At 67.0% G+C, this 25,246-nt stretch carries 21 protein-coding genes and 1 pseudogene; 10 read left to right on the plus strand and 12 right to left on the minus strand.

From position 1 onward, the window contains the following. Positions 1 to 214: 214 nt before the first annotated feature. Together CLV01_RS04595 and CLV01_RS04600 are read right to left on the minus strand one after the other, a co-directional pair. A complete protein-coding gene (locus tag CLV01_RS04595) occupies positions 215 to 2,740 on the minus strand; it encodes a penicillin-binding protein 1A (RefSeq protein WP_099734887.1) in 2,526 nt (841 codons plus the stop codon). 163 nt (positions 2,741 to 2,903) lie between these two features. Continuing rightward, positions 2,904 to 3,416, minus strand: a complete 513-nt coding sequence (locus CLV01_RS04600) for a ferritin-like domain-containing protein (RefSeq protein ID WP_099735277.1) — start codon at positions 3,414 to 3,416, stop codon at positions 2,904 to 2,906. A gap of 297 nt (positions 3,417 to 3,713) precedes the next feature. Here CLV01_RS04600 and CLV01_RS04605 point away from each other — a divergent pair. The 3 genes and pseudogenes from CLV01_RS04605 (at position 3,714) to CLV01_RS04615 (ending at position 5,975) form a co-directional block, all read left to right on the plus strand. Further along, positions 3,714 to 4,219, plus strand: a pseudogene (locus tag CLV01_RS04605) (glutathione peroxidase). A 119-nt stretch (positions 4,220 to 4,338) separates the two neighbouring features. Next, positions 4,339 to 5,403 carry an asparaginase gene (locus CLV01_RS04610; RefSeq protein WP_099734886.1) on the plus strand — a complete coding sequence of 355 codons (1,065 nt, stop codon included), beginning with the start codon at positions 4,339 to 4,341 and terminating at the stop codon, positions 5,401 to 5,403. 113 nt (positions 5,404 to 5,516) lie between these two features. Further along, positions 5,517 to 5,975 carry an RDD family protein gene (locus CLV01_RS04615; RefSeq protein WP_012202823.1) on the plus strand — a complete coding sequence of 153 codons (459 nt, stop codon included), beginning with the start codon at positions 5,517 to 5,519 and terminating at the stop codon, positions 5,973 to 5,975. Between the two features lie 37 nt (positions 5,976 to 6,012). Here CLV01_RS04615 and CLV01_RS04620 read toward each other — a convergent pair whose 3' ends face one another. From CLV01_RS04620 to sbcD, 5 genes are all read right to left on the minus strand, one after another. Further along, positions 6,013 to 6,456, minus strand: coding sequence for a lysozyme inhibitor LprI family protein (locus CLV01_RS04620; RefSeq protein ID WP_099734885.1), 444 nt, complete (start codon positions 6,454 to 6,456; stop codon positions 6,013 to 6,015). Then, complete coding sequence (locus tag CLV01_RS04625; RefSeq protein WP_099734884.1) at positions 6,444 to 7,184, minus strand: LysM peptidoglycan-binding domain-containing protein; 741 nt, start codon at positions 7,182 to 7,184, stop codon at positions 6,444 to 6,446. The genes CLV01_RS04620 and CLV01_RS04625 overlap by 13 nt, the downstream gene beginning before the upstream one ends. A gap of 606 nt (positions 7,185 to 7,790) precedes the next feature. Beyond that, on the minus strand, positions 7,791 to 8,399 hold the full coding sequence (locus CLV01_RS04630; protein WP_099734883.1) for a hypothetical protein: 609 nt from the start codon (positions 8,397 to 8,399) through the stop codon (positions 7,791 to 7,793). A gap of 255 nt (positions 8,400 to 8,654) precedes the next feature. Next, positions 8,655 to 12,152, minus strand: coding sequence for an AAA family ATPase (locus CLV01_RS29815; protein ID WP_099734882.1), 3,498 nt, complete (start codon positions 12,150 to 12,152; stop codon positions 8,655 to 8,657). Beyond that, the gene (sbcD, locus tag CLV01_RS04640; RefSeq protein WP_099734881.1) at positions 12,149 to 13,426 is read right to left on the minus strand and encodes an exonuclease subunit SbcD; all 1,278 of its coding nucleotides are present in this window, start codon (positions 13,424 to 13,426) and stop codon (positions 12,149 to 12,151) included. The genes CLV01_RS29815 and sbcD overlap by 4 nt, the downstream gene beginning before the upstream one ends. A gap of 139 nt (positions 13,427 to 13,565) precedes the next feature. On the opposite strand from sbcD, the gene CLV01_RS04645 reads away from it, so the two are divergent. The 4 genes from CLV01_RS04645 to CLV01_RS04660 all read left to right on the plus strand — a co-directional run bounded on the left by CLV01_RS04645 (position 13,566) and on the right by CLV01_RS04660 (position 17,179). After that, positions 13,566 to 13,952, plus strand: coding sequence for a VOC family protein (locus tag CLV01_RS04645; RefSeq protein ID WP_047326371.1), 387 nt, complete (start codon positions 13,566 to 13,568; stop codon positions 13,950 to 13,952). Positions 13,953 to 14,042: 90 nt separating this feature from the next. Beyond that, positions 14,043 to 14,654, plus strand: a complete 612-nt coding sequence (locus CLV01_RS04650; RefSeq protein ID WP_013804555.1) for a class I SAM-dependent DNA methyltransferase — start codon at positions 14,043 to 14,045, stop codon at positions 14,652 to 14,654. Between the two features lie 8 nt (positions 14,655 to 14,662). Continuing rightward, positions 14,663 to 15,520 carry a tRNA-uridine aminocarboxypropyltransferase gene (locus CLV01_RS04655; RefSeq protein ID WP_099735223.1) on the plus strand — a complete coding sequence of 286 codons (858 nt, stop codon included), beginning with the start codon at positions 14,663 to 14,665 and terminating at the stop codon, positions 15,518 to 15,520. 510 nt (positions 15,521 to 16,030) lie between these two features. Continuing rightward, on the plus strand, positions 16,031 to 17,179 hold the full coding sequence (locus tag CLV01_RS04660) for an acyltransferase family protein (RefSeq protein WP_099734880.1): 1,149 nt from the start codon (positions 16,031 to 16,033) through the stop codon (positions 17,177 to 17,179). An 81-nt stretch (positions 17,180 to 17,260) separates the two neighbouring features. Here CLV01_RS04660 and CLV01_RS04665 read toward each other — a convergent pair whose 3' ends face one another. The 3 genes from CLV01_RS04665 to CLV01_RS04675 all read right to left on the minus strand — a co-directional run bounded on the left by CLV01_RS04665 (position 17,261) and on the right by CLV01_RS04675 (position 20,850). Continuing rightward, positions 17,261 to 17,908, minus strand: coding sequence for a DUF924 family protein (locus tag CLV01_RS04665; protein WP_013804552.1), 648 nt, complete (start codon positions 17,906 to 17,908; stop codon positions 17,261 to 17,263). A gap of 199 nt (positions 17,909 to 18,107) precedes the next feature. Next, on the minus strand, positions 18,108 to 19,496 hold the full coding sequence (yjjJ, locus tag CLV01_RS04670) for a type II toxin-antitoxin system HipA family toxin YjjJ (protein ID WP_099734879.1): 1,389 nt from the start codon (positions 19,494 to 19,496) through the stop codon (positions 18,108 to 18,110). 280 nt (positions 19,497 to 19,776) lie between these two features. Next, a complete protein-coding gene (locus CLV01_RS04675; protein ID WP_043825391.1) occupies positions 19,777 to 20,850 on the minus strand; it encodes a porin in 1,074 nt (357 codons plus the stop codon). Between the two features lie 273 nt (positions 20,851 to 21,123). On the opposite strand from CLV01_RS04675, the gene CLV01_RS04680 reads away from it, so the two are divergent. Then, a complete protein-coding gene (locus tag CLV01_RS04680) occupies positions 21,124 to 21,693 on the plus strand; it encodes a DUF1439 domain-containing protein (protein ID WP_065346849.1) in 570 nt (189 codons plus the stop codon). 39 nt (positions 21,694 to 21,732) lie between these two features. On the opposite strand, the gene CLV01_RS04685 is transcribed toward CLV01_RS04680, so the two are convergent. Then, positions 21,733 to 22,719: a Bug family tripartite tricarboxylate transporter substrate binding protein gene (locus CLV01_RS04685; protein ID WP_099734878.1), complete on the minus strand. Its 987-nt coding sequence runs from the start codon at positions 22,717 to 22,719 to the stop codon at positions 21,733 to 21,735. Between the two features lie 142 nt (positions 22,720 to 22,861). Between CLV01_RS04685 and CLV01_RS04690 the strand changes: the two genes are divergently transcribed. Together CLV01_RS04690 and CLV01_RS04695 are read left to right on the plus strand one after the other, a co-directional pair. Continuing rightward, positions 22,862 to 23,584: a glutathione S-transferase C-terminal domain-containing protein gene (locus CLV01_RS04690; protein ID WP_071954138.1), complete on the plus strand. Its 723-nt coding sequence runs from the start codon at positions 22,862 to 22,864 to the stop codon at positions 23,582 to 23,584. Between the two features lie 132 nt (positions 23,585 to 23,716). Then, the gene (locus tag CLV01_RS04695) at positions 23,717 to 24,763 is read left to right on the plus strand and encodes a pirin family protein (protein WP_043825395.1); all 1,047 of its coding nucleotides are present in this window, start codon (positions 23,717 to 23,719) and stop codon (positions 24,761 to 24,763) included. 16 nt (positions 24,764 to 24,779) lie between these two features. Here CLV01_RS04695 and CLV01_RS04700 read toward each other — a convergent pair whose 3' ends face one another. Further along, entirely contained in the window at positions 24,780 to 25,232 is a 453-nt protein-coding gene (locus tag CLV01_RS04700) for a carboxymuconolactone decarboxylase family protein (RefSeq protein WP_065346853.1), read from the minus strand. Positions 25,233 to 25,246: the final 14 nt, after the last annotated feature.

Consider the following 25,246-nt stretch of genomic DNA (forward strand, 5'->3'; position numbering starts at 1 on the left):
CCTCACTCCTTGCGCCTGCGGCGCAATCCGTTCAAACAACTGCGGCAAGCTAGACAACGAAGCAGCCCTGTCCTTCGGCAGGGCTGCCACCCCGCATCCCGCCCAACGCAGGCGTGGGCAGAAGGGGGGAGGCTGGGGACAGCCAACAGCCAACAGCCAACAGCCAACAGCCAACAGCCAACAGCCAACAGCCAACAGCTAACAGCCAGCCGGGTCAGGGTTGGATCGGCGTGATCACCACGCCGGTGCCTGCGGGGGCGTCTTCGCCGCCGGGCAGGGCTGGCGTGGCGGGGGTGGCTTCCTGCACTGCGCGCTGGTCCGTGGGGCCCAGCGTGCCCTGGGTGAGGGGGATGCTGGGTGCGGGCAGGGCGGGGGTGCTTTCTATGATTTCCTCGCCGGGCGACAGGCCCGGTCCGGGTGGCTCCGTGGGCTCGGGCGCGGGTTCCGGGGCCGGAGTCGGCTCCGGGGTGGCGGGTTGGCCGGGCTGTGCGGGCGGCGGCTGGTCAGGCCACCAGTCCTGCATGCGTTCGCGCAGGCGGCCGACCATGTCGGACCACCAGTGGCTTTGTTCGGGCGGCTCGAAGCGGGCCTTGGCGTCGATGACGGGGCTGCGCAGGGCGCGGGACATGAAGTCTCCCACCATGGGCAGGGCGCTGCGCGAGCCCTGGCCCCAGCGGTCGCTGCGCAGGGTGATGCGCGGGTCGTTGAAGCCTGCCCAGGCGCCGGTGACGATTTCCGGGTGCATGAGGATGAACCAGCCGTCGGCATTGCCCTGGGTGGTGCCGGTCTTGCCGGCCACGTCTGCGTGGATGCCGTAGCGCTGGCGCACGGCCACGGCAGTGCCTTTGTCCACCACGGCGCGCAGCATGTCCACCAGGGCGTAGGCGTGGTCTTCGTCCAGCGCGCGCTCGGGCTTGGGCGGGCTGAATTCGGCAATGACTTTGCCCTCGGCGTCCTCGATGCGCGTGACCATCATGGGCGGCAGCCAGCGGCCACCGTGGGCCAGGCTGGCATAGGCGTTGACCATCTCCAGCAGCGACACCGGGCTGCTGCCCAGGGCCAGGGCGGGTACTTCGTCCAGCGGGCTCTGGCGCACGCCCAGGGCGCGCGCCAGGCGCGCCACGCGGGCGGGGCCTACGGACTGCATGACTTCGGCGGTGATGGTGTTCTTGGAGTAGGCCAGGGCGTCGCGCAGCGTCATCTCGCGGCCCGTGGGTGGCGTGGCGTCGGTGGGGCGCCAGACTTCGCCGCCGGGCAGCTTGATTTCCACGGGGCCGTCCACGCGCCTGTCGTCGGGGGTGGCGCCCTGCTGCAGCGCGGCGCCATAGACAAAGGGCTTGAAGGTCGATCCGGGCTGTCGCCGTGCCTGCTGCACATGGTCGTAGGCGTCCTGCGTGAAGTCGCGGCTGCCCACCCAGGCCAGCACTTCGGAGGTGGCCGGGTTCAGCGCCACAAAGCCTGCCTGCACGCGCGTCTTGTCCTCGCGCAGCTGCTTCATGAAGGCCTTGTCGGCCAGCAGGGCCTTGAGGGTGTCTTCCTCGCTGTCCTTGTCCGTTACCTTGTCCTTGCCTTGGCCGTCCGCGCGTTTGCGCGCGGCACGCCAGGCGGGGGTCTCTCGCACCAGTTGTTGCACCAGCGGGTTGGCGGCATTCCAGCCGTCGCGCTGGCTCCAGGCGCCGTTGGCCACGCCCTGCAGCGTGCGCGTCTGGCGCGCCACGGCCTGGTTGGCCCAGTTCTGCAGGCGCGAGTCGATGGTGGTGTGCACCACCAGGCCGTCGGTGTAGATGTTGTAGTCGTTGCGGTCGGCCCAGTCGATCAGCCATTTGCGCAGCTGCTGCGCGAAGTGGGGCGCCATGCCCAGGGGCTCTTCCTGGCGCTCGAAATTGATGCGCATGGGGCGCTTCTTGAGCTGGGCGAACTCGGCCTCCTGCAGCACGCCACGCTTGACCATTTGCGACAGCACCGTGTTGCGGCGGTACAGCGCGCGGTCGGGGTTGAGCACGGGGTTGTAGTAGCTCGTGCCCTTGAGCATGCCCACCAGCGTGGCGCTTTCCAGCACCGTCAGCCGCGCGGCCGGTTTGTCGAAATAGGTGCGCGCCGCCATCTCTATGCCGAAGGCGTTGTAGAGGAAGGGAACGGTGTTCAGATAGGTCTCGAGGATCTCGTCCTTGGTGTAGAGCGCCTCGATCTTGAAGGCCGTGATCGCCTCCTTGAGCTTGCGGTTGAGCGTGGGCGCGCGGCCGATCTCGGTCGGGTACAGGTTGCGTGCGAGCTGCTGGGTGAGGGTGGAGCCGCCCTGCGGATCGCCGCGCAGCGTGTGCACCACCGAACCCAGCGTGCGGCGCCAGTCCATGCCGTGGTGCTCGTAGAAGCGGTGGTCCTCCGTGGCGATCAGCGCCTTGATCACCGAGGGCGACATCTCGTCGAGCTTCACCCACTGCCGGTTGCTGCGCTTGAACTGCGCGAGCTGCTTGCCATCCGCGCTCATGATCTGGGCGGGCTGCTCCAGCTTGGCCTTGCGTATGTCGCGGATGCCGGGCGTGAACGGGATCAGGGCCAGCACATACAGCGCAAACAGCAGCGGCAGCGCAGCGGCGAACAGCAGCCATTCGCGCCGCGTGGGCCAGCGGTGCCACCAGGGCAGGGCCGCCACGCGCTGGCCGATGCGGCTGGCCAGCAGCCTTTGCCAGGCTGCGAGCACAGCGTCGGGCAGCTTCAAGTCATTGAAAGAAAAGCGCATATTGCAAGACGGCCCTGATGACAGGACATCAGGGCCGATAGGGCGGGACCATTCCGCGAAGCCGAGAGAATGCCCAAAAAAACGGCACCCCGCTCGCGCGGGGTGCCTTGCCTATGGGCCAAGCCCCGGTATTGTCGGGCTGGCGGGTAATGGCGGGAAGTGCTTATTTCTCCAGCCAGTCGGACAGCTCGTCCGCGTGTTCCTGCTCCTGCTCCAGGATGGATTCGATCAGCCGGCGCGTGGTGGGGTCCTTGTCGCCGATCAGGTCGATCATCTGGCTGTAGGCCTCGATGGCCACGCGCTCGGCAATCAGGTTGGTGCGGATCATGGCCTTCAGGTCCGTCTCGCCGTTGTAGTCGGCGTGGCTGCGCTGGGTCAGCGTCTGGGGATTGAAGTCGGGCTCGCCGCCCAGCTGCACGATGCGCTGGGCCAGCTTGTCGGCGTGGGCCATTTCCTCGTTGGCATGGACCAGGAACTCGTCGGCAATGGCGGGCGAAGCCAGGCCCACGGCCGTGAAGTGGTGGCGCTTGTAGCGCATCACGCACACCAGCTCGGTGGCCAGCGAGTCATTGAGCAGCTTGATGATGTCCTCGCGCCAGGGCCCGAAGTGCGGGGTCACGGCGCCATCGTCCAGGCTGTGCTTGGCGGCCTCCAGGGCCTTGGGGTCCAGCGCCAGGTGGCCGTTGCCGGCGTTGGATTTGGCTTGCTTCGTGGGGTGCTGTTGGGGTTCATACGTGGTCTCTTCATCGTGGGACGGAAACTACGGCAGGCATGCGCCTATGCGGCTTGTAAACACCTGCCAGCGAAACGGGACCAGGCGGGCCGATGTGCCCGCCTGTTGCCTTCCAAGGTAAGTTTTTGTTCACCTGCTGTCTGTGAGACAAGTCCGCATCCCCATGCCCGGCCAGCGCGCCCCTGGGTGTCCCTGGGTATCCCGGCGCTACCATGGGCGCTCCACTCCAGGAGTACCCGCATGAATGACACCGCCGCCGCGCCCCGCTCGGCCTACGACTTCGAGGCCACCTCCATCACGGGCCAGGCCGTCCCCTGTCGGACTACCGCGGCAAGGTGCTGCTCATCGTCAACACCGCCAGCGCCTGCGGCTTCACGCCGCAGTACGCGGGCCTGCAGGCGCTGCATGAGCAGTACGGCGAGCGCGGCCTGGTGGTGCTGGGCTTTCCGTGCAACCAGTTCGGTTCCCAGGAAAAGGGCAGCGAATCGGAAATCGCCAGCTTCTGCGACCTGAACTTTGGCGTGCGCTTTCCGCTCATGGGCAAGATCGACGTCAACGGCGCCAACGCCCACCCGCTGTACCGCTGGCTCACTGCCGAGGCGCCGGGCGTGCTCGGCACCAAGGCCATCAAGTGGAACTTCACCAAATTCCTCGTTGGCCGCGACGGCCAGGTCATCCGCCGCTATGCGCCGCAGGATGCGCCGGCCAAGCTGTCCACCGACATCGAGGCCGCGCTGGCGCTTTGATGCGCTGATGCGCGCTGATCGCGCCTGTCCATCAGGGTTTCACGCAGGGCCGGCAGCGCGGGCCGGCCGCACGCCATGGTTAGCATGCTCCTTGACATCACAACAAGGAGACAACACCCGTGAAAGCCTTCCGCCGCACCGCCCTCGCCCTGCTCACTGCCTGCACCTTGCCCATGATTGCTACCAGCGCCGCCGCCCAGGACAAGCCCGTGGTCCAGTTCATCGCCACGGGCGGCACCATCGCCATGAAGATCGACCCGGTCAAGAACGCGCCCGTGCCCGCGATCTCGGGCGACGACCTGCTGGCCACCGTGCCCGACGTGGGCAAGTACGCGCGCATCCAGGTCAACAACCTGTCCAACGTGCCCTCCGACTACATGGACCCGGCCCGCTGGGTGCAGCTCACCCAGGCCGTACAGGCCGCGCTGGCCCGCCCTGAGGTGGCCGGCGCCATCGTCTCGCACGGCACGGACACGCTGGAGGAAACCGCCTTCTGGCTGGACCTGACCGTGCAGTCGTCCAAGCCCATCGTGCTCATCGGCGCGCAGCGCAATGCCTCGGTGTCCGACTTCGACGGGCCGCGCAACCTGCTCAACGCCGTGCGCATCGCCGTGGACCCCAAGGCGCGCGACAAGGGCGCCATGCTGGCCATGAACAACCAGATCAACGCCGCGCGCTACGTCACCAAGACACACACGGCCAACGTGGAGACCTTCCGCTCGGGTGAATTCGGCTTTCTAGGCGAGGTCTACCCGGACCGCGTGAACTTCGCCTCCGCCCCCGCGCGCCGCCAGCACCTGCCCATCCAGGCGCAGACCATGCCCGAGGTGGAAATCTTCCCCATGTACGGCGGCGCCAACGGCCAGGCCGTTCGCCAAGCGGTGGACCGTGGCGTCAAGGGCATCGTCATCGACGCCCTGGGCATGGGCAACATGAACGTCGCCATGCTCGATGCCGCCAAGTACGCCATCGGCAAGAACGTGCCCGTGGTCGTCAGCACGCGCGTGCACAACGGGCGCGTTATGCCCAGCTACGGCTTCGAGGGCGGCGGCAAGACCTCGTTCGAGGCCGGCGCCGTCATGGCCGACGATCTGCGCGCGCCCAAGGCGCGGATCCTGCTGATGCTGGCGCTGCAGTCCGGCGTGACGGGGCAGAAGGACCTGCAGGCAGTATTCGATCGATAGTTCGACCGACAGGCCGCCGCAACCCTGCCGCGCAGGCCCTGGCCTTGCGCGGCATTTCTGGCGGGGCACCGAGGTGGCACACTGGCAGCCTCATATGCCAACCAGGGCGCACCATGCAGGATGACGATCTCGAGTACGTGGGCTTCTGGGCCCGTACCGGCGCCGCGCTGATCGACACCGTGATCCTGCTCGTGCTCATGCTTCCGGCCCTGATCTCCATCTATGGCTGGGAATACCTGGAATCCGAAAAACTGCTGCACGGCCCGGCCGATTTCGTCATCTCCTGGGTGCTGCCTGCCATTGCCGTCGTCATCTTCTGGATCAAGAAACAGGCCACGCCGGGCAAGATGCTCATCGCCGCCAGGATCGTGGACGCGCAGACCGGCGCGGACATGAGCACACGGCAGGCCATCATTCGCTACCTGGCCTACTTCGTGTCCATCATCCCGCTGTGCCTGGGGCTGATCTGGGTGGCCTTTGACCCGCGCAAGCAGGGCTGGCACGACAAGATTGCGGGCACCGTGGTGGTCAGGCCCAAGCACCGGGGGGTGCAGCCGGTGAAGTTCCGCTGACACGCACCTCAGGCGCGCCCGCAGCGGGCGCTCCGTGCTATTTCAACGGCAGCTCGGATGTGGCATCGCGCAGCTGCGCGGCCCGCCCGAAGTTCAGTGCTGCAGCACAGGACAGGCGCCTGATCTCCGTCGCGTTGCCGGCTGCGCCGCCAGCCAGAGAAGCAAGCCAGCTGCATTGGGCATCGCGGTACTGCGTGAATTCCTTGCCGGAGGCGGACAGCCTGGCCTTGGCCTGGGCGGCATATTTGGCATCCTCATCCCATTGCCCCAGCGCGCTGGCTGCCTGTTCCTCGGCCTGCTTCAAGGCCTTGTGGCTGTCTGCGAGCCTGCGCGCCAGGCAGTCTCGCATTCCGGCCTGGGAGTGGGCACTGCATTCCTCGCGCAAGGCGCGTTCATCGGGTTGAGAAATGATTTCCGTGGCGAGGCTCCACAGAGGAATGCAGGCTGCCAGTGCCAGGGTTGTCAGCTTTATTGTGCGCATGCGACCGCCTTTGCGCTGCGAACCAGCGATAGGGTGTGGTTGAGTTTACGTGCGTAGTTGGGATCGCCGCCGCCGTTGTAGCGTTGCGCCACCATGTTGGCGGAAATGGAGCGCCAGCCTGTAATGACGCGCTGGACGGACGCCTTCTGGTACCTCAAAACCTGCCCCGGCTGTAGCGTGGCCGCTTTGGGGTTGAGTCTCTTGAGTGTCTCTGGAGTGCTGCCCTGTGTCTTTGCAATCTTTTCCAGGCTGTCACCGCGTTTGACTGTGACTTCGTACACCTTCGGATCTGAAGCAGGCACAGTCTGGAACTCGAAATTGGCCATGCGCATGAGCAGATAGCCAATGCCTGCATGAATATTGTGCGTGGGTATGGAGCGAACAGATCCCGTGGTCAGACGGCCCTTCCAGGCGGGCGGCAGAATCAGGTCGCTGCCTTCGTCATTCGACAGAAATGATGACAGCCCAGGATCTCCCGTGACACCGATTTGCATGGGCTTGGAGTTCCATTGTGAGTTATTGGCGCCAGTTTCAACCCATAGCATAGCCTTGATGAGTTGCCAGTCGAGGGACACGTATCCTGCTGTACTGGAAAGATGGCGGTTGTACTCGTTGACTGCCATTTGAATGTCACAGTCCCAGGCGTTCCACTTTGGGTCACCGACAGCTTTCGTAATGCCTTCTTTCCATTGCTCAAAATCCATTTTTTGAGGTGCTTGAGTCGCCATATAAGTCCTGCCTAAGAGTTTCCCGGTTGGTGTCCGGCATTCTGGCATACAGGAGTTGAGGCCCTTCATTGCAATCCGCGGCGATATGCTGCGGGTGGAGCTATAGCTGCTCATGATCTGGTTGTTGTTTCAATTAAATACATATTGATCTGCTGGTTTTATTGATCCTTTGAGTCCGGCGGCAAGCAAAGGTCTTTCGAGTGAAGATGGACTTCCACCGTTGCATCGGTTGGTATACGAAGCGCAGGCCGTGGCCGTCAACTGTGCTGTTGCTGCGGTCCTGCCAAGAGACCCGCATTCCAGCGTCCATGCCTTGTTCTGCGGCTCGGTCGATGGGGGGTCTTTGGTGATGCCTGAAGACAGGCGCGGCACGAAGTGAGAGTCTGCGTGCAGGCCTTGGACCAGGAGTACGGCCGCCCAGCAGAGTTCAGCTGGGTCAAGACCAAGTCGCAGCGATGCTGATGGCTTTGGTGGAAGGCGCCGGGTGCTATTGAGGCTCAGATCAGCGAACTGCTACTCAATCAGTTGACCATCGATGTGTGCATGCTGGCTGCCGCGCTATTTCGAGTTGGTAGCGCCGGGCAGCACCCGTCCGCTCCCCGTGGCTCAATCCTCTTCCAACCCCGGCTCGTCCACCACGAAGCCCGAGCCGTCCTCGTCGCAGAACACGCATTGCTGCACGAAGCTGTCCATGCTGCTGGCGTGGAACCAGATCAGGCCCTGGTCTTCGTCGCAAAGCATGTCGGTCTGCTCGTCCACGCTGGCGGTGGCAAAGCCGCTCAGTTCCATTTCTTCGAGGAACTGCTCCAGGTCCTCGCAGCCTGCAAACAGCTCATGGTCCAGGCTGCCGATGCGGCCCTTGAAGGCGCCGTGCAGCACTTCCACGAAGGGGTTGCCGCCGGGGTCATGGCCAATGACCATGAAGTGTGCGGCAAACAGGTTCTCGCGCTGGTGGTCCTCCACGTCGCAGTGCTCCGAGCCTGCGCGGAAGTGGTGCAGGGTGCGCAGCCAGGCGTGGTTGTCGCCGGTCTCGTCGTCGGCCTGCAGGTAGTCCTCGCGATCGGGCGCCGCTTCGAGCCGGTCGAAGTCCAGGCCGTTCTGCGTGATCAGGAACTGCGCGTAGGCGTCGGAGAAGCCTTGCGCAGCCTGGTACTCGCGCACCGCCTGGGCGTCGGGCAGGGCCAGGCCGAAGGGATTGGGAAAGCGCACTTGCATGGAGCGGTCCTTGAAAAGGAGTGAACGGCGGCCACGCAGGCCGTGCCCGCAGGATGGTGCAGGCGTTGGGAGGCAGTTTGGTGACAGTTCTGTAGTGACTCACAGCCCCGCAAGCAGAGTCGGGCGAAGCGGTAGCACGCAACAACTTACCGGCAGAAATCGAAAGAGCCTTTTTCGGTACGTTTCTCAAAAAACCAGAAACGTACCGAAATTCTTTTAAAAACAACAGCCTAAGAGATTTTGAAACGCTTCGGATCACGAAGAAACCACCAGCCTAGAATGCCCCACGCCACCGCCTTTCTCCACCCGCACCTGCACGGCGATGCGCTCCTTGAGCGCCTCCACGTGGCTGATGATGCCGATCATCTTGCCGCTGTCGTTGAGCCGGTCGAGTGCGTCGAGCGCGATCTCCAGCGTGTCGGCATCGAGCGTGCCGAAGCCTTCGTCGAGGAACAGGGAGTCGATGGAGGTCTTGTGGCTGACCAGGTCGGACAGCGCCAGGGCCAGGGCCAGGCTGACGAGGAAGGCTTCGCCCCCCGACAGCGTGCGCGTGTCGCGCGGGGTGTCGCCCTGCCAGCTGTCGACGATGTCCAGTTCCAGCTCGCCTTCGGGCTTGCGGCGCAGCAAGTAGCGGCCGTGCAGGCGCGCCAGGTGGAGGTTGGCCAGGTGCAGCAGGTGGTCCAGGGTGAGGCCCTGGGCGAAGCGCCGGTATTTGTCGCCCTTGGCCGAGCCGATGAGGCCGTCCAGGTGCTGCCACAGGTCGCTGTCGCTGGCCTGGGCGGCGATGTGCTCGAACAGGGCCTGCTGGCCCTGGCGGCGGCGCTGGTCGTCGGCCAGCTGGGCGCGGGCGCCGCCCAGCTGTTCGCTGAGTGCCGTATGGCGCTCCTGCAGTGTTTGCAGCAGCGCCTGGATGGCTTCGGGTGTCAGGTCGGTGAGGGCCTGGGCTTGCAGTTGCGCGTGCTCGCGCTGTGCGGCTTCCAGCAGGGTGGCCGCGCGCTGTTGTGCCGCCTGCAGTTGCTGGCGCAGCGTGGCCAGGCGCTGGCGTTCGGGTGCGGGCAGCAGGGCCTGCAGGTAGGTGGGCTCGTCAGCAAAGGGGCTGGCGGCCAGGGCGGCCTGCCATGCGGATTCGGCCTGGACCGCTTCCCCGCGCTGGCGGGCCAGCGTGGCCTGGGCCTGTTGCTGCTGGCCTTGCAGGGCATCCTGCCGCCGCGTGAGAGCGGCGATGTCGCTGGCGCATTCGGCCAGGGCCTGCGGCAGCTGTTCCACGGGCGGCAAGGGCAGTGAAGGCGGCTCTGCCACAGCCGTATCGGCGGGATGGTGCTGCGCCGTTCTCTGTACCTCCCACTGTGCCTCCCACTGTGTTTCCCACTGTTTGTTCCAGCGCTGCGCATCGGCCTCGGCCGCCTCGCATTCCTTGCGCTGCAAGGCCATGGATTGGGCCAGTTGCTGCAGGTCGTGCCGGGCCTGTTGCCAGTGCTGCCATTCGGCTTCGCGCGCTTCAAGCCAGGGCTGGGCGTCGTCGGGCAGGGTGTGGCCGGCCTCGCCGAGTGAAGCCTGCAACTGCGCGTTCAGCGCCTGGGCTTCGGCCTGCAGGCTGGCGATGGATTGCTGCAGTTCTTCGCGGCGTGCGCTGTGGTCGGCCAGGGCCTGCTGCTGCAGCGCAAGCTGGCCTTGCGCGGTCTGCAGTGACTGGCGGCTGTGCTGGGCGGCGTCCTTGGCCTGTTGCACGGCCTGCTCGCCTTGCTCGGCGGCCTGCACGGCGTGCTTGAGCGTGTCCAGCTGGCGGGCGCAGGCCTGGGCCGATGCGGCGAGGGTGTCGGCCTGTTGCCAACTGTCTGGCGCGAGTTGCAGGGGTTGCGTGAGGCCCTGCCATGTGTCGTTCCATGTGCCGTGCCAGCGTGCGATGTCCTGTTCCAATTCGTCGGCCTGGCGCTGGCGCGCCGCCTGCGCGGCCGTGGTGGCCGCCAGCGTGGCGCGGGCCGTTTCGCCCTGGGTTTGCAGGGCGTCGAGTTCATCCTGCTTGCGGCGCAGCGCGGCTTCGGTGGCTGAGGCGTCCAGCGCTTCGTAGGCGGCCACGGCCGGGTGCTCGTGCGCGCCGCACAGCGGGCAGGGCTGGCCGGGCTGCAGGGCGTGGCGGTGCTCGGACAGGCTTTGGATGCGCTGCTCCTGCAGGAGCAGGGTCTGCTTGTCCGCGACCTGTTCCTTGACGCTCTTGTACTGCTGCCGCAGGGCTTGCAGCGATGTGTCCTGCGCCCGCGCCTGTGCCTCTCCATCGCGCAATTCCTGCTCCAGCGCAGCTTGCTGGCGCGCAAGTTCGCGGCGCTGCGCGGCCTGGATTTCTGCCTGGCGCCACAGGTGCAGGCGGTCCTGCTCTGCCTGCTCGCGCGCGCGCAGCTCGGCCATGCCGCCGCTGCCTTGAAGGCGCTGCGCCTGTTCGTCCTGCGCGTGCTGGAGTGCGGCGCTGGCGCGGGCCTGGGCGTCGGTGGCGGCCTGGACCTGGGCCGTGCCGGCTTCGGCGCTTTGCGCCATGCGGGCCTGCTCGGCATCCAGCTTGCGCAGGGCCTGCTGCTGGTTGGCCGCTTGCTGTTGCTGGCTGGCGCGCAGCTTGAATTGCTGGCGCCAGCTGCCCAGGCGCTCGCCCAGCAGGGCATGGGCGGCATGGTGGGTGCAGAACTGTTCCAGCGTTTGGTGCTCGGCCTGCTGGCGGGCCAGGGTGTCTTGCGCAGCCTGGGCCAGGCGGGCGGACAGGGCCTGGGCATGGCGGTGCTGTAGCAGCAGCCGGGCCTGGGTTTGCTGTTCGTGCTCGCGCAGTTGCTGCAGTTGCTGGCGGCTGTCATCGCAGGCGGCGGTGCTGCGTTGCCAGGCCTGGTGCAGCGGTTGCAGTGCTTGAGCAGGCTCGTCGTTGGCCAGTCTTTCCAGTTCGGGCGCGGCCTGCTCCAGTGCCTGGGCGGCGTTTGCGCAGCCGGTGCGGGCGGCCTGCAGTGTCTGGGTGGCCTGGGCCAGTTGCTGCTGCCATTGGTGCTGGGCCTGGGTGCGCAGGTAGTCGGCCTGCAGCGTGGCCTGCTCCGTCACCAGGCTGTCGGCCTGGGCCTGCAGGGCATCGCGCGCCTCAGGCGACAGCAACTCCACACCATCGGCCTGGGCCTTGAGCTGGTCCAGGCGCTGGCGCGCATCGCGGGCGCGTTCGAAGACTTTCTGCGAGATGAGGCCGTAGATCTCGGTGCCTGTCAGCTCTTCCAGCAGGCCGGCGCGCTCATTGGCATTGGCTTGCAGAAAAGCCGCAAAGCCGCCCTGGGCCAGCAGCATGGACTTGGTGAAGCGCTCGAAGTCCAGGCCGGTGATGGCGGCGGTCTGCTCCAGCTTGTCGCGCGTCTGGCTGCTGAGGATGTTGCCATCGCCCCGGGCCAGTTCCACCTTGGGCGCCTGCAGCGTGCCATCGAGCCTGTCGCGTGCGCGGCGCTGGCTCCAGAAGGCGCGGTAGACCTGCCCCTTGACCTCGAATTCGACCTCGGCCAGGCAGTCGGCCGTGTGGCGCGTCATGAGGTCGTTGGCTGATGCCGAGATGTTGTTCAGCCTGGGTGTCTGGTGGTACAGCGCCAGGCAGATGGCATCGAGCAGGGTGGACTTGCCCGCGCCTGTGGCCCCGGTGATGGCGAACAGGCCGTTGCCCGCGAACGGTGCCTGCGTGAAGTCGATGCGCCATTCGCCCTTGAGCGAGTTGAGGTTCTTGAGCCGCAGCGTAAGGATCTTCATGCGCGGGCCTCCTCGCCGTGTTCGCCGGCGCCTGGCTGGGGCGCATCGAGCCCGGCCACCACTTCCTGGTAGCGCCGGGTAAGGGCCTGGGCCAGGCCGGGCTCCAGTGTTTCCAGCGCCAGGCGGCGCTCGAAGACGTCGGCGGGGCTGATCTCGTGCAGCGACTCGCCGGCGGCGGCGGCCATGCCGGCCACCGCCCGGCCGCGCTGGCGCCGCACGCGCAGCAGTTCCACGGGCAGCTCGTCGGCCAGGGCCTGCACGCGGTCGGTGAGCTGGGGCAGGTAGTCGTCCTGCTCCACCACCACCTCCAACCACACGGGCCGTGCAGGGCTGCCGGCCTGGGCGGCGGCGCGCATCAGATCCGGCAAGGCGGTCAGGCTGCCTGCCACCGAGGCCATGGGCTGAAAGCAGGGCACGGGCAGCGGCGTGACGGCCTGCAGCCCTTCGGGGCCCAGGTCCACCAGCAGCATCTGCTTGGACTGGCGGGCCTCGTCAAAGCTCAGCGCAATGGGCGAGCCGCTGTAGCGGATGTGCTCCAGGCCGCCCACTTTCTGCGGCTGGTGGATGTGGCCCAGCGCCACGTAGTCGGCGGGCGGAAAGGCCGAGGTGGGGAAGGCGTCCAGCGATCCCACGTAGATCTCGCGCACGGACTCGCTGCTGCTGGCGCCCACGGTGGTGAGATGGCCCGTGGCGATGATGGGCAGGCGCTGGCCGGATGCGGCGGCCAGCGCGTCACGGCGTGCCATGGCGGCGTCGTGCACGCTGCGGTAGCAGGACTCGATGGCGGCCTGCAGCGCCTGCTGCTTTTGCTCGGCGCTCTGGCCGGGCTGGCTCAGCACCAGGTCGCGCGGGCGCATGAAGGGCAGGGCACAGACGATGCAGCCGGGCGCGGCCGGCTGCCCCGGCCGGCGCCGCAGCGGCAGCTCGACCACGTGGCTGGCCGTCTCGCCCACGGCGGCAACCACGGTGGTGTCCAGGCAGGCCAGCAGCTCGCGGTTCTCTGCCAGCGTGGCCACGGAGTCATGGTTGCCGCCCAGCAGCAACAGAGCCACGCCCGCCGCATGCAGGCGAACCACCAGCTGGCTGTACAGCTCGCGCGCATAGCTGGGCGGCGCGCCGGTGTCGAAGATATCGCCCGCGATGAGCACGGCATCCACCGCCTGGGCATCGACCTGCTCCAGCAGCCAGTCGATGAGCGCAGCGTGCTCGGCCTGGCGGCTCTTGCCCATGAAGTGCTGGCCCAGGTGCCAGTCGGAAGTGTGAAGAAGGCGCATGGTTTCGGTATCGCGGTATCGGTGCAATGTCCGCCGGCTGTGGCGGGGGCGACAGTATGGTCGCTGGCGCGCATGGGTGACAGCAGGACGGCGTGCCGCAGCTAACATCCCGGTTCGCATCAACCAAGGAGACACAGGCATGTTCAGCCACGTCATGGTCGGGGTCAACGACCTCGAAAAATCCAAGCAGTTCTACGACGCATTCCTGGGCGCGCTCGGCATTGCGCCGGGCATGGCCAACAAGAACCGCTATTTCTACCGCAGCGCGGGCGGCACGTTTGCCATTTCCACACCGATCAACGGCGAGTCTGCCTGCCACGGCAATGGCGCGACCATCGGCTTTGCGACGCAGTCGCCCGAGCAGGCCGACGCGGCCCATGCCGCCGCCGTGGCAGCCGGGGGCGTGACCTGCGAGGATCCGCCCGGCTGGCGCGAGGCTTCGCCCGGCGGCCGGCTGTACCTGGCCTATGTGCGGGATCTGGATGGCAACAAGCTGTGCCTGTTGCATCGGCCGCCCAAGGCCTGAGCGAATACCGCATCCCGGCATATACAAACCCCTCTGCGCCATACTCCCGCCCGAACGCGCCCGCCGGGCGCTCACCCCCAAGGAGAATGCGTGCAATCAGCAAGTGACCAGTGGTTCGACGAGGCGTACTACCAGCGCTACTACTTCGACAAGAAGACCAGCGTGGTCGATACCGAGCATGTGAACCGTCTGGGCGCTTTCGTCTGTTCCTATCTGAGTTATGTGCGCGTGCCCGTGCGCCGCGTGCTGGATGTGGGCTGCGGCATCGGTCTGTGGCGCGAGGCGGTGCAGCGCCACTTCCCCGGTGCCAGCTACCACGGCGTGGAGTTCAGCGAGTACCTGTGCGGGCGCTTTGGTTGGGAGCGCGGCTCGGTGGTGGACTATGCGGCGCATGATCCTGCAGAGCCCTTCGATCTGGTGATCTGCCAGGGCGTGCTGCCCTATCTGAGCCCGCCGGATCTCAAGCGCGCGCTGGCCAATCTGGGGCGGTTGAGCCGAGGCGGTCTGTATGTGGAGGCGGTGGCGCGCGAGGATTACGAACGCGGCGTGATCGATGAGGATCTGACCGATCCGCGCCTGTTTCGCCACCGGGCCGATCTGTACCGGCGAGGGCTGGCCGAGCATTTCAAGGAACTGGGCGGCGGCGTGTGGCTGAGCCGCCGCGCCGAGCTGCCGCTGTTCGAGCTGGAAAGCGTGGGATGAGCCTGGAAATGTCAGCTGTGCCTGCTGCGGCGCAGGATGCCTGCGTGCCTCTGTCCTATCTGCGCGGCGTGGACTCCGGCGTGGCGCCGCATGCGGTCTCGCGGCTGCGCACGCAGCGGCTGGCGCGCAGCACGCGGCCGTTTCTGTCGCGCGGCGGGCCGCGCGGCGAGCGCTGCGAGGGATGCCGGCTGCGGCCTTCGCACTGCCTTTGCGCGCTGCGTCCCATGCTGCCGACGCGGGCGGGCTTTTGCCTGCTGATGCACGATGCCGAGCCGCTCAAGCCCAGCAACACGGGCTGGCTGATCGCCGATGTGGTGGAGCAGACGCATGCCTTCGGCTGGGCGCGCACCGAGGCCGATGCGGGCCTGCTGGCCTTGCTCGATGATCCGCAGTGGCAGCCTTATGTGGTGTTTCCCGGCGAGTTCGTGGAGCCGCCGCAGCGCGTGGTGCATACGCTGCCGGTGCACGGGGCCGGAGCCCAGGCCGGGACCGAACCGGGCCCAGGCCGGCGCCCGCTGTTCATCCTGCTGGACGCGACCTGGCCCGAGGCGCGCAAGATGTTCCGCAAGAGCCCTTACCTGGACCGCTTTCCGGTGCTGAGCCTGCACCCGGACCAGGTGTCGCAGTACCGTCTGCGCCGCTCGCAGCGCGAAGACCATTTCTGCACCAGCGAGGTGGCGGCCCTGTGCCTGGAGCTGACGGGCGACGTGGATGACCGGCGCGCGGGCCGCGCGCTGGAGAGCTACCTGGCGCTGTTCACCGAGCACTATCTGCGGGCCAAGAACCAGCAGCCGGTGCAGACAGACAGTGACGCGCGCCGTGGTCTGCAGGACGCGATCTCTTCCGTTTGTCCGCCTGCTTGTTAAAAACGATAGCGGAAGATGCTGGTGTTCATTGGGATTGGTGGCGTTTTGTTCCAAATTGTTGACAGCGCACCCAACTCCCCTTGCCCTGTGTTCGCCAGTGGCTCAACAGGGCGGCGCAGGGCGGCGTGAGGCCGGGCACAGCAGCGTCGGCGACAACTTCCTGTTACGTTCCGGCCGCGGTGCGCTGCCCATACTCGCGGCGTGCGATGAGAGGTGGACAGGCGGCGGGGCGGGGTGACCCAGGACTCCAGGCCGAATGCCCATCGAACCTGGCCCGCAGGCGGTGATGGCTAAAATCGGATTTCGCTGAAATTCATCAGCCATTGCCCTGCACTGCAGGGCATGTTCGTGCACGCAGGGCCGCCCGTAGAGGCGGCCCGCATCCTCCAGGTGCGCCGCAGCCGCGGCTCGCGGATTGCTGGTCACAGCATCCGCCGGGAACCTTGGGGCGTGCCGTCTCTCTTATCGCGCTGGACCATGCGTTGCGAACCTCCCGGGGACGGCTGCGCCATGTCCGCGTGCTCCATTTTTCATGGGGTTTGTTCATGGCCCGGGGCGTATGCCCCGGCGTTGGAAAGGTGTCCGGTTTTGGTGGTCAAGGATTTCAAACTGCACTACAACCCCGCCCTTGACGGGCTGCGGGGCGTGGCGATCCTGTTGGTGATCTTGTCGCACTCCCATGCGCCTTTGTTCGATGGCGCATTCTTCGGGGTGGACCTGTTCTTCGTGCTCAGCGGCTATCTGATCACCTCGCTGTTGCTGATGGAGAACGAATCCGAAGGCCGCATCGGCTTCTGGCGCTTTTACCGCCGCCGCTTCTATCGCCTGATGCCGGCGCTGGCCCTGTTCCTGGGCGCGTACTGCATCTTCGCGCCCTTGCTGTGGCCGGACCTGAACGACATCTACACCGATGCGCTGGTCTCCATCCTCTATCTGGCCGACTACGGCATCGCCTTCTTCGACAGCCCGGACACGCTGCTGCACATGTGGTCGCTGTCGGTGGAGGAGCATTTCTACCTGATCTGGCCGCCGCTGCTGGTGCTGCTGCTGCGCTTTTCCAAGCCGGGCCGTATGTGGCGCCCGATTGCCCTGCTGTGGGCGCTGAGCTGGCTGTGGCGCGTGTACTGGGTGGACCAGGGCCAGCACTTCTATGAGATCTTCTTTCGCTTCGACACCCGTGCCTCGGGCCTGTTCGCCGGTGCGCTGCTGGCGGCGGTGATGATCGAGCGGCCCGACTTCATCGCTGCACTGAAGGCGCGCATGCACCACGCCATGTGGGTGCCGCTGGCCGTGCCGCTGTTGATGGCGCTGCAATGGGACAACCAGGACGCCATGGTCTGGGGCATCACCGTTGTGGAATGCGCCGCCGTGGTGCTGCTGGTGGCGGCAAGCCAGGGCTCGGGCCTGGTCTTCGACATGCTGTCGTCGCCCACGCTGGTGAAGCTGGGCCGCCTGTCCTATGGCGTCTACCTCTGGCACTACCCGGTGGTGCGCTATCTGCGCGCCGACTTCTCGTGGCCCGTGGTGGTGGCGCTGGGCCTGGCGATCTCGGTGGCGCTGTCGGCGCTGTCGTTCTACACGATCGAGCGCTGGGCGCTGCGCATGCGCGATGGCGAGCGCAAGGGCGGCGAGCGCCAGCCGCAGGCGCAGCCGGCCTGAATGCCGGAAGCGCGCCGAAAGCAAAAAAGGGAACGTTGGCACGTTCCCTTTTTTTGTGAGTGAAGGAGACCTGCTGCGCTCTCAGAACCCTGAGCCGGGCTGGGACAGGTACTGCAGTTCCTCGGCCGTGCTGGTGCGGCCCAGGATGGCATTGCGGTGCGGAAAGCGGCCGTAGCGCACGATGACGTCGCGGTGCCGGTGGGCGTAGTCCAGCGTGCCGGCCAGGAACTCGCGCACGCCCTCGCCGCCCGCGTCACCGGCCTGGTCGGCCAGGGCCTGGAAGGCGGCCACGCTGCGGTCCTGCAGGGCCAGGTCTTCGGCATGCTCCAGCGGCAGGTAGCAGAAGATGCGCGCCACGGCTGGCAGGTCGGCATGGCGGTCATGGCCCAGGGCGATGCCGTCCAGCGCCAGCTGCAGCGCCTGCGGGTCGCCTGCAAAGCTGCGCGCCGTGCCCCGGAACAGGTTGCGCGTGAACTGGTCCAGCAACACGATCAGCGCCAGCCGCCCCAGGGCCGTGCCGGCCCAGCCGTCCAGTTGGCCGGCCAGCGCATCTTCGACCAGGGCGCCGAAGCGCTCGCGGATCTGGTCGTCAGTGGCATCGGACTTGATGAACCACAGGTTCTTGCAGGCCAGGGCGCCCGCGTTGTCGGGATGCGCGGAGCCCAGCCAGTAGCTGAGCACGTCGGCGATGCGCGGGTCTGCGGCGTGAGAAGGGGCAATGCTTGTCATCGGTGGCCAGGCTCTTGTCGGATGAGGAAGCCTTCGATTGTGCAGGCGGTGGCGTACTGTCCTTGTGGATGGCGGTTTTGCGCAGTTAAAGCACAGCTTGTACAAATGTTTCTCAAGAGCATGTGCACAGGTTTTTCAAGAGAAATTACCGGCGTTATCCACAGATTGTCATCTGAATTTCATTGCTGTTGCCTTTCAATCAGGCACTCATGAATTCAAGATTTCGCGCAGCGATGCTGCGAAATTCCCCGGAGATGCGCGCATCCTGCGCCACGGTCTGCCAGAAGCGGCGTGCCAGCGCCTGGGCATGCGGCCATTCGGCCAGCGTGGCGGCCGTGGGTCGCTGGGGCTGGGCGCCGAAGTCGCGCTCCACGATCTCGCCGTTGATGGGCATGTAGAGCATGGGCAGCATGTCGTAGGTGGGCGACAGCGCCCAGTCGCCATGGGGCTGCGGCAGCACGAAGGAGATGTTGCCGTAGTGCCGGTCGGTGTTGGCGATGAGCTGGCCGTAGGCTTCGAGCAGGCGCAGGCTGCGCGCGTCGGCCTCGGTGATGAGGCCGCGTGCGGCCAGGCGGTTGGCCGTGGCCGCCCAGTTGTCCACCTCGCCCACGTACTGGGCATTGAGCACCTGCAGGGACACCATGCCGATGCGTCCAGGGTTGCTGCCCGGGTGGGCCTGTGAGACTGGCATATCGCTCGGTACATCGCTTGGCACATCGCCCGGCGCCGGCTGGCTGCGGTCGAAGCGCTCCGATTCGAGGAAGGCACGGCCGCCATCGAGGAACAGCCGCGTGCGCGCTGCGGGCAGGCCGTCTTCGGCCAGGGTCTGCAGTGCCAGGTGCTCGCAGACTAGCAGGTCGCGGATGCGCTGCTCGGCCGGCGCGTTGCCTGCCGGGGAGAACTTGACGATGACGCTGCGCCCGGCCGTGATGCAGCAGAACTTGGGCTGCTCGCCGCCTGCCGACGATCCCGGATGCGTGCCCTGCATGGCCTGCATGGCCAGGCGCGGATAGTCGGCCGCAGAGGCGGCGCGCAGCGTGCGCGCGGGCAGGGAGTGGAAGCGCTCGAAGGCGGCTTCGCCCACGATGAGGTTGCCCGGCAGGTCTTCGCCAAAGCGGGCCAGGGCGCGCAGCACATCGTCCTCGCCCCACTGGCGCGGGTCGCCGCCCAGCTGCAGTTCGGGGTGGCTGTGCGCAAAGCTGCGGCCGATGAAGCCCTGGGGCCGCATGTCGTCCAGGAACCAGGGCAGGCCGTCGTGCTGCTCGCTGAGGCCGTCGGCCTCATCCACCCAGAAGCCGCCGCCGTGCAGGGCGATCATGCGGCCGAAGGGCGATGCATGGCCTTCGGTGTCCACGCGCATGATGGCCACCTCGGCGCCCACGCCCGCCACCTGGCGCGGCAGCACATAGCGCTGCGTGCGCGCCGCCCCCACCTTGCGCACCTGGCCCGACTGGATCAGCGGTGCCAGCGCGCGCGACACCGTGGGCTGGCTCACGCCCAGCATCTGCTGCAACTCGCGCGCCGCCAGCGCACCGCCCTGGCGGCGCAGTGCTGTCAGCACCTGCAGGGAGAGGTCTTCAGTGGCCATGGGGAATCAATTCATGAATGGATGAAACAAGGGGTTAATTTATTGAAAATCAAGGATTTATGCAAATCCATGAATGGATATATGAATAGATAAAAAAACCGCGCCCAAGGGCGCGGCAAAGCTGGATTTCGCGGCGGCTTGCAGGTCTGCGAATCACGATCACAGCCTGTGAAACTGGCGTGCTCCAACTCAGAGACGCCGAGCAAGAGCCGCCTCGCGGCGGGGGCGCCTAGCCGAGGGCGTCGTCCCCTGGGGGAAGCGGCGCCAGCCGCTCAGGGGGTCAGAAATTGTGCGTGATACCCAGGCTGATGCCGCTGGCGCGTGTCTTGTTGCCTGCGCCCTGGTAACCGTTCTTCCACTTGGTCGTGTCCAGCTCCAGGAACAGGCTGGTGCGCTTGGACAGCTGGTAGTCCACAAAGCCGATCAGGCGTTGGAAGCCGTCGTCGCCCTGGCCCGTGCGCTCGCGGTCCACCTTGTAGTAGCCGCCGTTCAGGCCGATGACGGGTGTGATGGCGTAGCGCGCGCCCAGGGCCAGGATCTTGTTCGTGGTTTTCGCGGTGTCGCTGGTCTCGGCCTTGTTGCGGCCGTAGTTGAGCATCAGGCGCAGGTCGCCACGGCTCCAGGCGCCACCGATGTTGGCGGCGTCCAGCGTGCGGCCGCTGGCGTCGTGGAACTGGGTGTAGGCGCTGGTCAGCACCAGGTCGTCCTGGCGCCAGTCCAGGCCCAGGCCGCGCGTGTCCAGGCGCGAGGCCGACACGCCGGTCTCGCCGAAGCTGTACATGGCGCGCGCCGTGAGGCCTCCAAAGCTGCCCGAGTACTTGATGGAGTTGTTGACGCGGTTGGAGCCCACCTTGGTGTTGGTGGCGCCCCATTCGTTGTTCAGGCCGTGGCCCGTGAGGCTGGTGACCTGGATGTTGGGGTTCAGGCCCGCAAAGCGCAGGGCAATGGGATCGACCAGGCCCACGGAGTCGGAGATCAGCGTGTTCTGCCGGCCAGCCGTGACCGCGCCCCAGTGGCCGGCCAGGCCCACGATGGCCGCCCGGTCGAAGGTGCCGGCCACGCCGCCGATGCCGCCCACGTCGGCGCCCAGCGTGGATTCGAGGTTGAAGATGGCGCGCAGGCCGCCGCCCAGGTCCTCGCTGCCGCGTATGCCCCAGCGGCTGGTGGGACCCACGCCGCTGTTGACCGAGCCCATGCTGCCCGCAGCCGGCGCATTGGCGCCCGACAGGCCGCTTTGCGCGCGCACCGACACGTCGATGATGCCGTACAGGCTCACGCTGCTGGTGGACTGCGCCAGGGCGGGGCCGGCCGCGCAGCCTGTGGCCAGCAGGGCGAGGGCGATGTTCTTCTTCATGGTGTCTCCTTGATTTCTTCTGGAAGGCGGGAACTTTGCGAGCGGCCGAGTTTCCGTATGGGAGCCGGTACTGCCTATGTCCGGCGGGCACTAGCTGCTATGTCGTTTCGTTCTCGAAGTGGCTGCGCGCAGGTGCCGGGCAACACCCACTGCCGGGACAGGGAATAGCCCCTGGCGGGACAATGTCGCTCTCAAAAAACATAGCGCCATGCGTATGGCATGCATGGCGCTTCAGGGTTTCGTGTCGGGCTTTCTGAGGCTTGTGCTGTCGTGATGAATCGCCGCTTTTTGTTGATGGTCGTGGCAGCGGGCTGGAGCCTGGCCGCAACCGGATGTTCGGGAAAGTCCGGACCTGGGAATGTCTCGGTTTCGCGGCAAAGGCTGCAGGAGGTGGTGGCCCAGCGCTTTCCCCGGCAGTTCCCCGTGGCCGGCATGCTGCAGCTCAAGCTGCATTCGCCGGTGCTGGGATTGCTGCCCGAGCGCAACGCGCTCAATGCGGTGCTGCAGGCCGATCTGTCGGGGCCCGTGCTCAAGCAGGGCTATGGCGGCCATCTGAACCTGGACTTCGCGCTGCGCTACGAGCCCACGGACCGCACGCTGCGCGCCCACCAGATCAAGGTCAACAGCCTGGTCATCAACGACCTGGCGCCCGCCATGAGCGACATGCTCACCACCTACGCCAGCGCGCTGGCCGAGCAGGCGCTGGGCCAGCTCGTGCTCTACCAGCTGCAGGACAAGGAACTGGCCCTGATGGACTCGCTGAACATGGAGCCCGGCGCCATCACGGTGACGCCGGACGGCCTGAGCGTGGCCCTGGTCCAGAAGCCCGTCGCGCCGCGCTGAGCGCAGCGGCGCGCCTCTCTCCTTACCTTCGCCCGCGCCTCAGTCCGCGCGGATATTGGCGGCGCGAATCACCTCGCCCAGCTCGGCACTCTCGGCCTGAATGAAGGCGCCGAACTCGGCCGGCGTGCCGCCCATGGGCGATGCGCCGATGTCGGCCAGCTTCTGCAGCACGGCGGGCTGGGCCAGGCTTTTGTTCAAAGCCTGGTTCAGCGCCTGCACCACGGCCGGCGGCGTGCCGGCCGGCGCCACCAGGCCCCACCACACGGTGGCCTGCACATTCACGCCCAGCGAACGTGCCGTGGGCACGCCCGGCAACAGGCGCGAACCATTGTGGTTGAGCACCGCCAGGGCGCGCAGCGCACCGCTGCCCACATGGCCTGCCACCTCCAGCGGGTTGATGGCCATGAAGTCCAGCCGCCCGCCCAGCAGGTCGGTCACGGCCGCCGAGCCGCCCTTGTAGGGGATGTGCACGGCCTGGAAGCCGCCTGCGCGCTCCAGCAGGGCGCTGGCCATGTGGCCCGAGCTGCCCACGCCAGCCGTGCCATAGGACAGCGCGCCGGCCTTGGCATTGCCGGCGGCGATCAGCTCGGCCAAACTTTTGTGGGGCGACTTGGCGTGGACCACCACGACCAGCGGCGCCTCGCCGATGCGGCCCACCGGGATGAGGTCCTTGAGCGGATCGAAATTGAGCTTGGCGTACAGCGCCTTGTTGGTGGTCAGCGTGTTGGAGGCCGTCAGCAGCAGGTAGCCGTCGGCCGCGCCGCGTGCCACCGCGCCCATGCCGATGTTGGTGCCGCCGCCGGGCTTGTTGTCCACCACCAGGGACTGGCCCAGCAGCTCGGCCATGGGCGGCGTGACCAGGCGCGTGATGATGTCCACGCCGCCGCCGGGCGAGTAGGGCACGACCACGGTCACGGGGCGCTCGGGGTAGCCGGCCGCTGTGGCGACCAGGGGCAGGGCCGCCCAGGCGGCGGCGGTGGTGCCGAGCAGGGCCAGTGCGTGGCGGCGGGTGGAATGTCTTGTCATGCATGTCTCCGTTGATTGTTATGACCCGGCGGCAGGGCCGGGGCCGCCATTATTTAGTGTGCCAAGCATGGCTGGGCGCCGAACGTTACGATGCAGCGGCCATCGATTTCTTGGCGAACCCGTCCAGCCCTCAAGGTACCCCATGACTTCACAGAATCCGCTTTCCGCCTTTTCCGTCACGCGCAAGTGGCCGGCCACGCAGCCGGACCGCATCCAGCTGTATTCCCTGCCCACGCCAAACGGCGTCAAGGTGTCGATCGCTCTGGAGGAGATGGGCCTGCCGTATGAGGCGCACCGCGTGGGCTTCGAGAGCAATGACCAGCTCTCGCCCGAGTTCGTGGACACCTTCCCCAACAACAAGATCCCGGCCATCCTGGACCCGCAGGGTCCGGGCGGGAAGCCGCTGGCGCTGTTCGAATCGGGCGCCATCCTGGTCTACCTGGCCGAGAAGTCCGGCAGCCCGCTGCTGCCCGCCGACCCGGCCGCGCGCTATGAAACGCTGCAGTGGCTGATGTTCCAGATGGGAGGCGTCGGCCCCATGTTCGGCCAGCTGGGTTTCTTCCACAAATTCGCGGGCAAGGACTTCGAGGACAAGCGCCCGCGCGACCGCTACGTGAACGAGTCTGTGCGCCTGCTGGGTGTGCTGGAGCGCCGCCTCGCAGGCCGCGCCTGGGTGATGGGCGAGCAGTTCACCATTGCCGACATCGCCCTGTGGCCCTGGGTGCGCAACATGGTGGTGGAGCAGGGCTACAACGCGGCCGAACTGCTGGGCTGGGAGCGCTTTCCCGAGCTGCAGCGCGTGCTGGCCGCCTTCGTGGCGCGCCCGGCCGTGCAAAAGGGCCTGGTGACGCCGCCGCGCAACTGACCCGGCGGGCGTTGCATTCCTGGGCCGCACTGTCCCAGCCATGGTGGCTTTCAAAACCGGCGCGGGGGCCGCATCTGTCCGAGAATGCAGCGCCCCCTTTTTTCTTGCGGGCGCAGCCTCACAGGAGCCACGATGACCGCAGCCACCACCCCCGTCCTCCAGAGCCAACCGCTGGGCCCGCTGTGGCCCACCATGGACCCCTTCCTGTTCTGTGCCCACCATGACGATGCCTATCCGCCCAGCGATGGCCGCCTGGGCGTGCAGGCCGTGGACCTGGAGGGCCGCCAGATGGGCAGCGACTTCAGCCGCAAGGACGGCTTTTCCATGTACCACGGCGATGGCGTGCCGGGCTTTCCCGGCCACCCGCACCGCGGCTTCGAGACCGTGACCCTGGTGCGCAAGGGCCTGATCGACCATTCCGATTCGCTGGGCGCGGCCGCGCGCTTTGGCGGCGGCGACGTGCAGTGGCTGACGGCCGGCAAGGGAATCCAGCATTCGGAGATGTTCCCGCTGCTCGACAGCGACGCGCCCAATCCGCTGGAGCTGTTCCAGATCTGGCTGAACCTGCCTGCGCGCTCCAAGATGGTGGAGCCGCACTTCACCATGTTCTGGAACGAGCGCATCCCGCGCCTGGAGCACGCAGACGCCGCAGGCCGCAGGACCGTGGTCACCGTGGTGGCAGGCAGCCTGCCCGGCACGGCGGCCGCCCTGCCGCCGCCGCCCGAATCCTGGGCCTCGCAACCCGAGGGCGACGTGGCCATCTGGACGCTGCGCCTGGAGCCCGGCGCGCGCTGGACGCTGCCGCGCGCGGCCGGTGCGGACACGCAGCGCATGCTGTATTTCTTTGCAGGCCAGGCACTGCAGGTCGGGCCCACGGCGCTGGCACAGCATGCGGCCCTGCATGTGGATGCCACGCAGGACTGGGAGCTGCACAACAGCGGCGCCGACGCCGTGGAATGCCTGGTGCTGCAGGGCCGCCCCATTGGCGAGAGCGTGGCGCAGTACGGCCCCTTCGTGATGAACACGCAGCAGGAAATCATGCAGGCCATGCAGGACTACCGGCGTACCCAGTTCGGCGGGTGGCCCTGGGCCGAGCAGGACCCGGTGCATGGCGCAGAGAACCGGCGCTTTGCGCGCTACCCGGGCGCTGCGGCCGAGGAGCAGCCTCCGGCCGCCTGAGTCCGGTCAGGCCACGTCAGGTCGCGTCTGCGGGTGGATGAAAGCTGGCCGGCGCGGGCGTGCGCCCCAGCTCCTTGAGGATCTTCAGCGTGATGGCCATGCCGGTGTTGCCTGCGGGCACGCCGGCATAGACGGCGGTCTGCAGCAGCACTTCGCGGATGGTGTCCAGGTCCAGCGGCGCGGCCTCGGCGTCGGCCGGGTCGGCCAGCAGGCCCGTGCGGATGTGCAGCTCGAACTCTTCCCAGCGGCCCATGGAGGCCGTGATGGCCAGCACCATGATGCGGCGCGTGCGGCGCTCCAGGCCGGGGCGGCTCCAGATGCCGTCCCAGGCATAGGCCGTGATCATGCGCTGGAACTCCACATTCAGTTCGTTGGCGCGCGCCACGGATTGGTCCACCCATTCATCGCCCAGCACGCGGCGGCGGTTGGCAAGGCCGCGCTGCAGGGCGTCGGCGGAAGGTTCGGTCATGGCGGGGGTTCCTG

This window comes from Delftia sp. 60 (genome assembly GCF_002754395.1).
GTDB lineage: Bacteria > Pseudomonadota > Gammaproteobacteria > Burkholderiales > Burkholderiaceae_C > Comamonas > Comamonas acidovorans.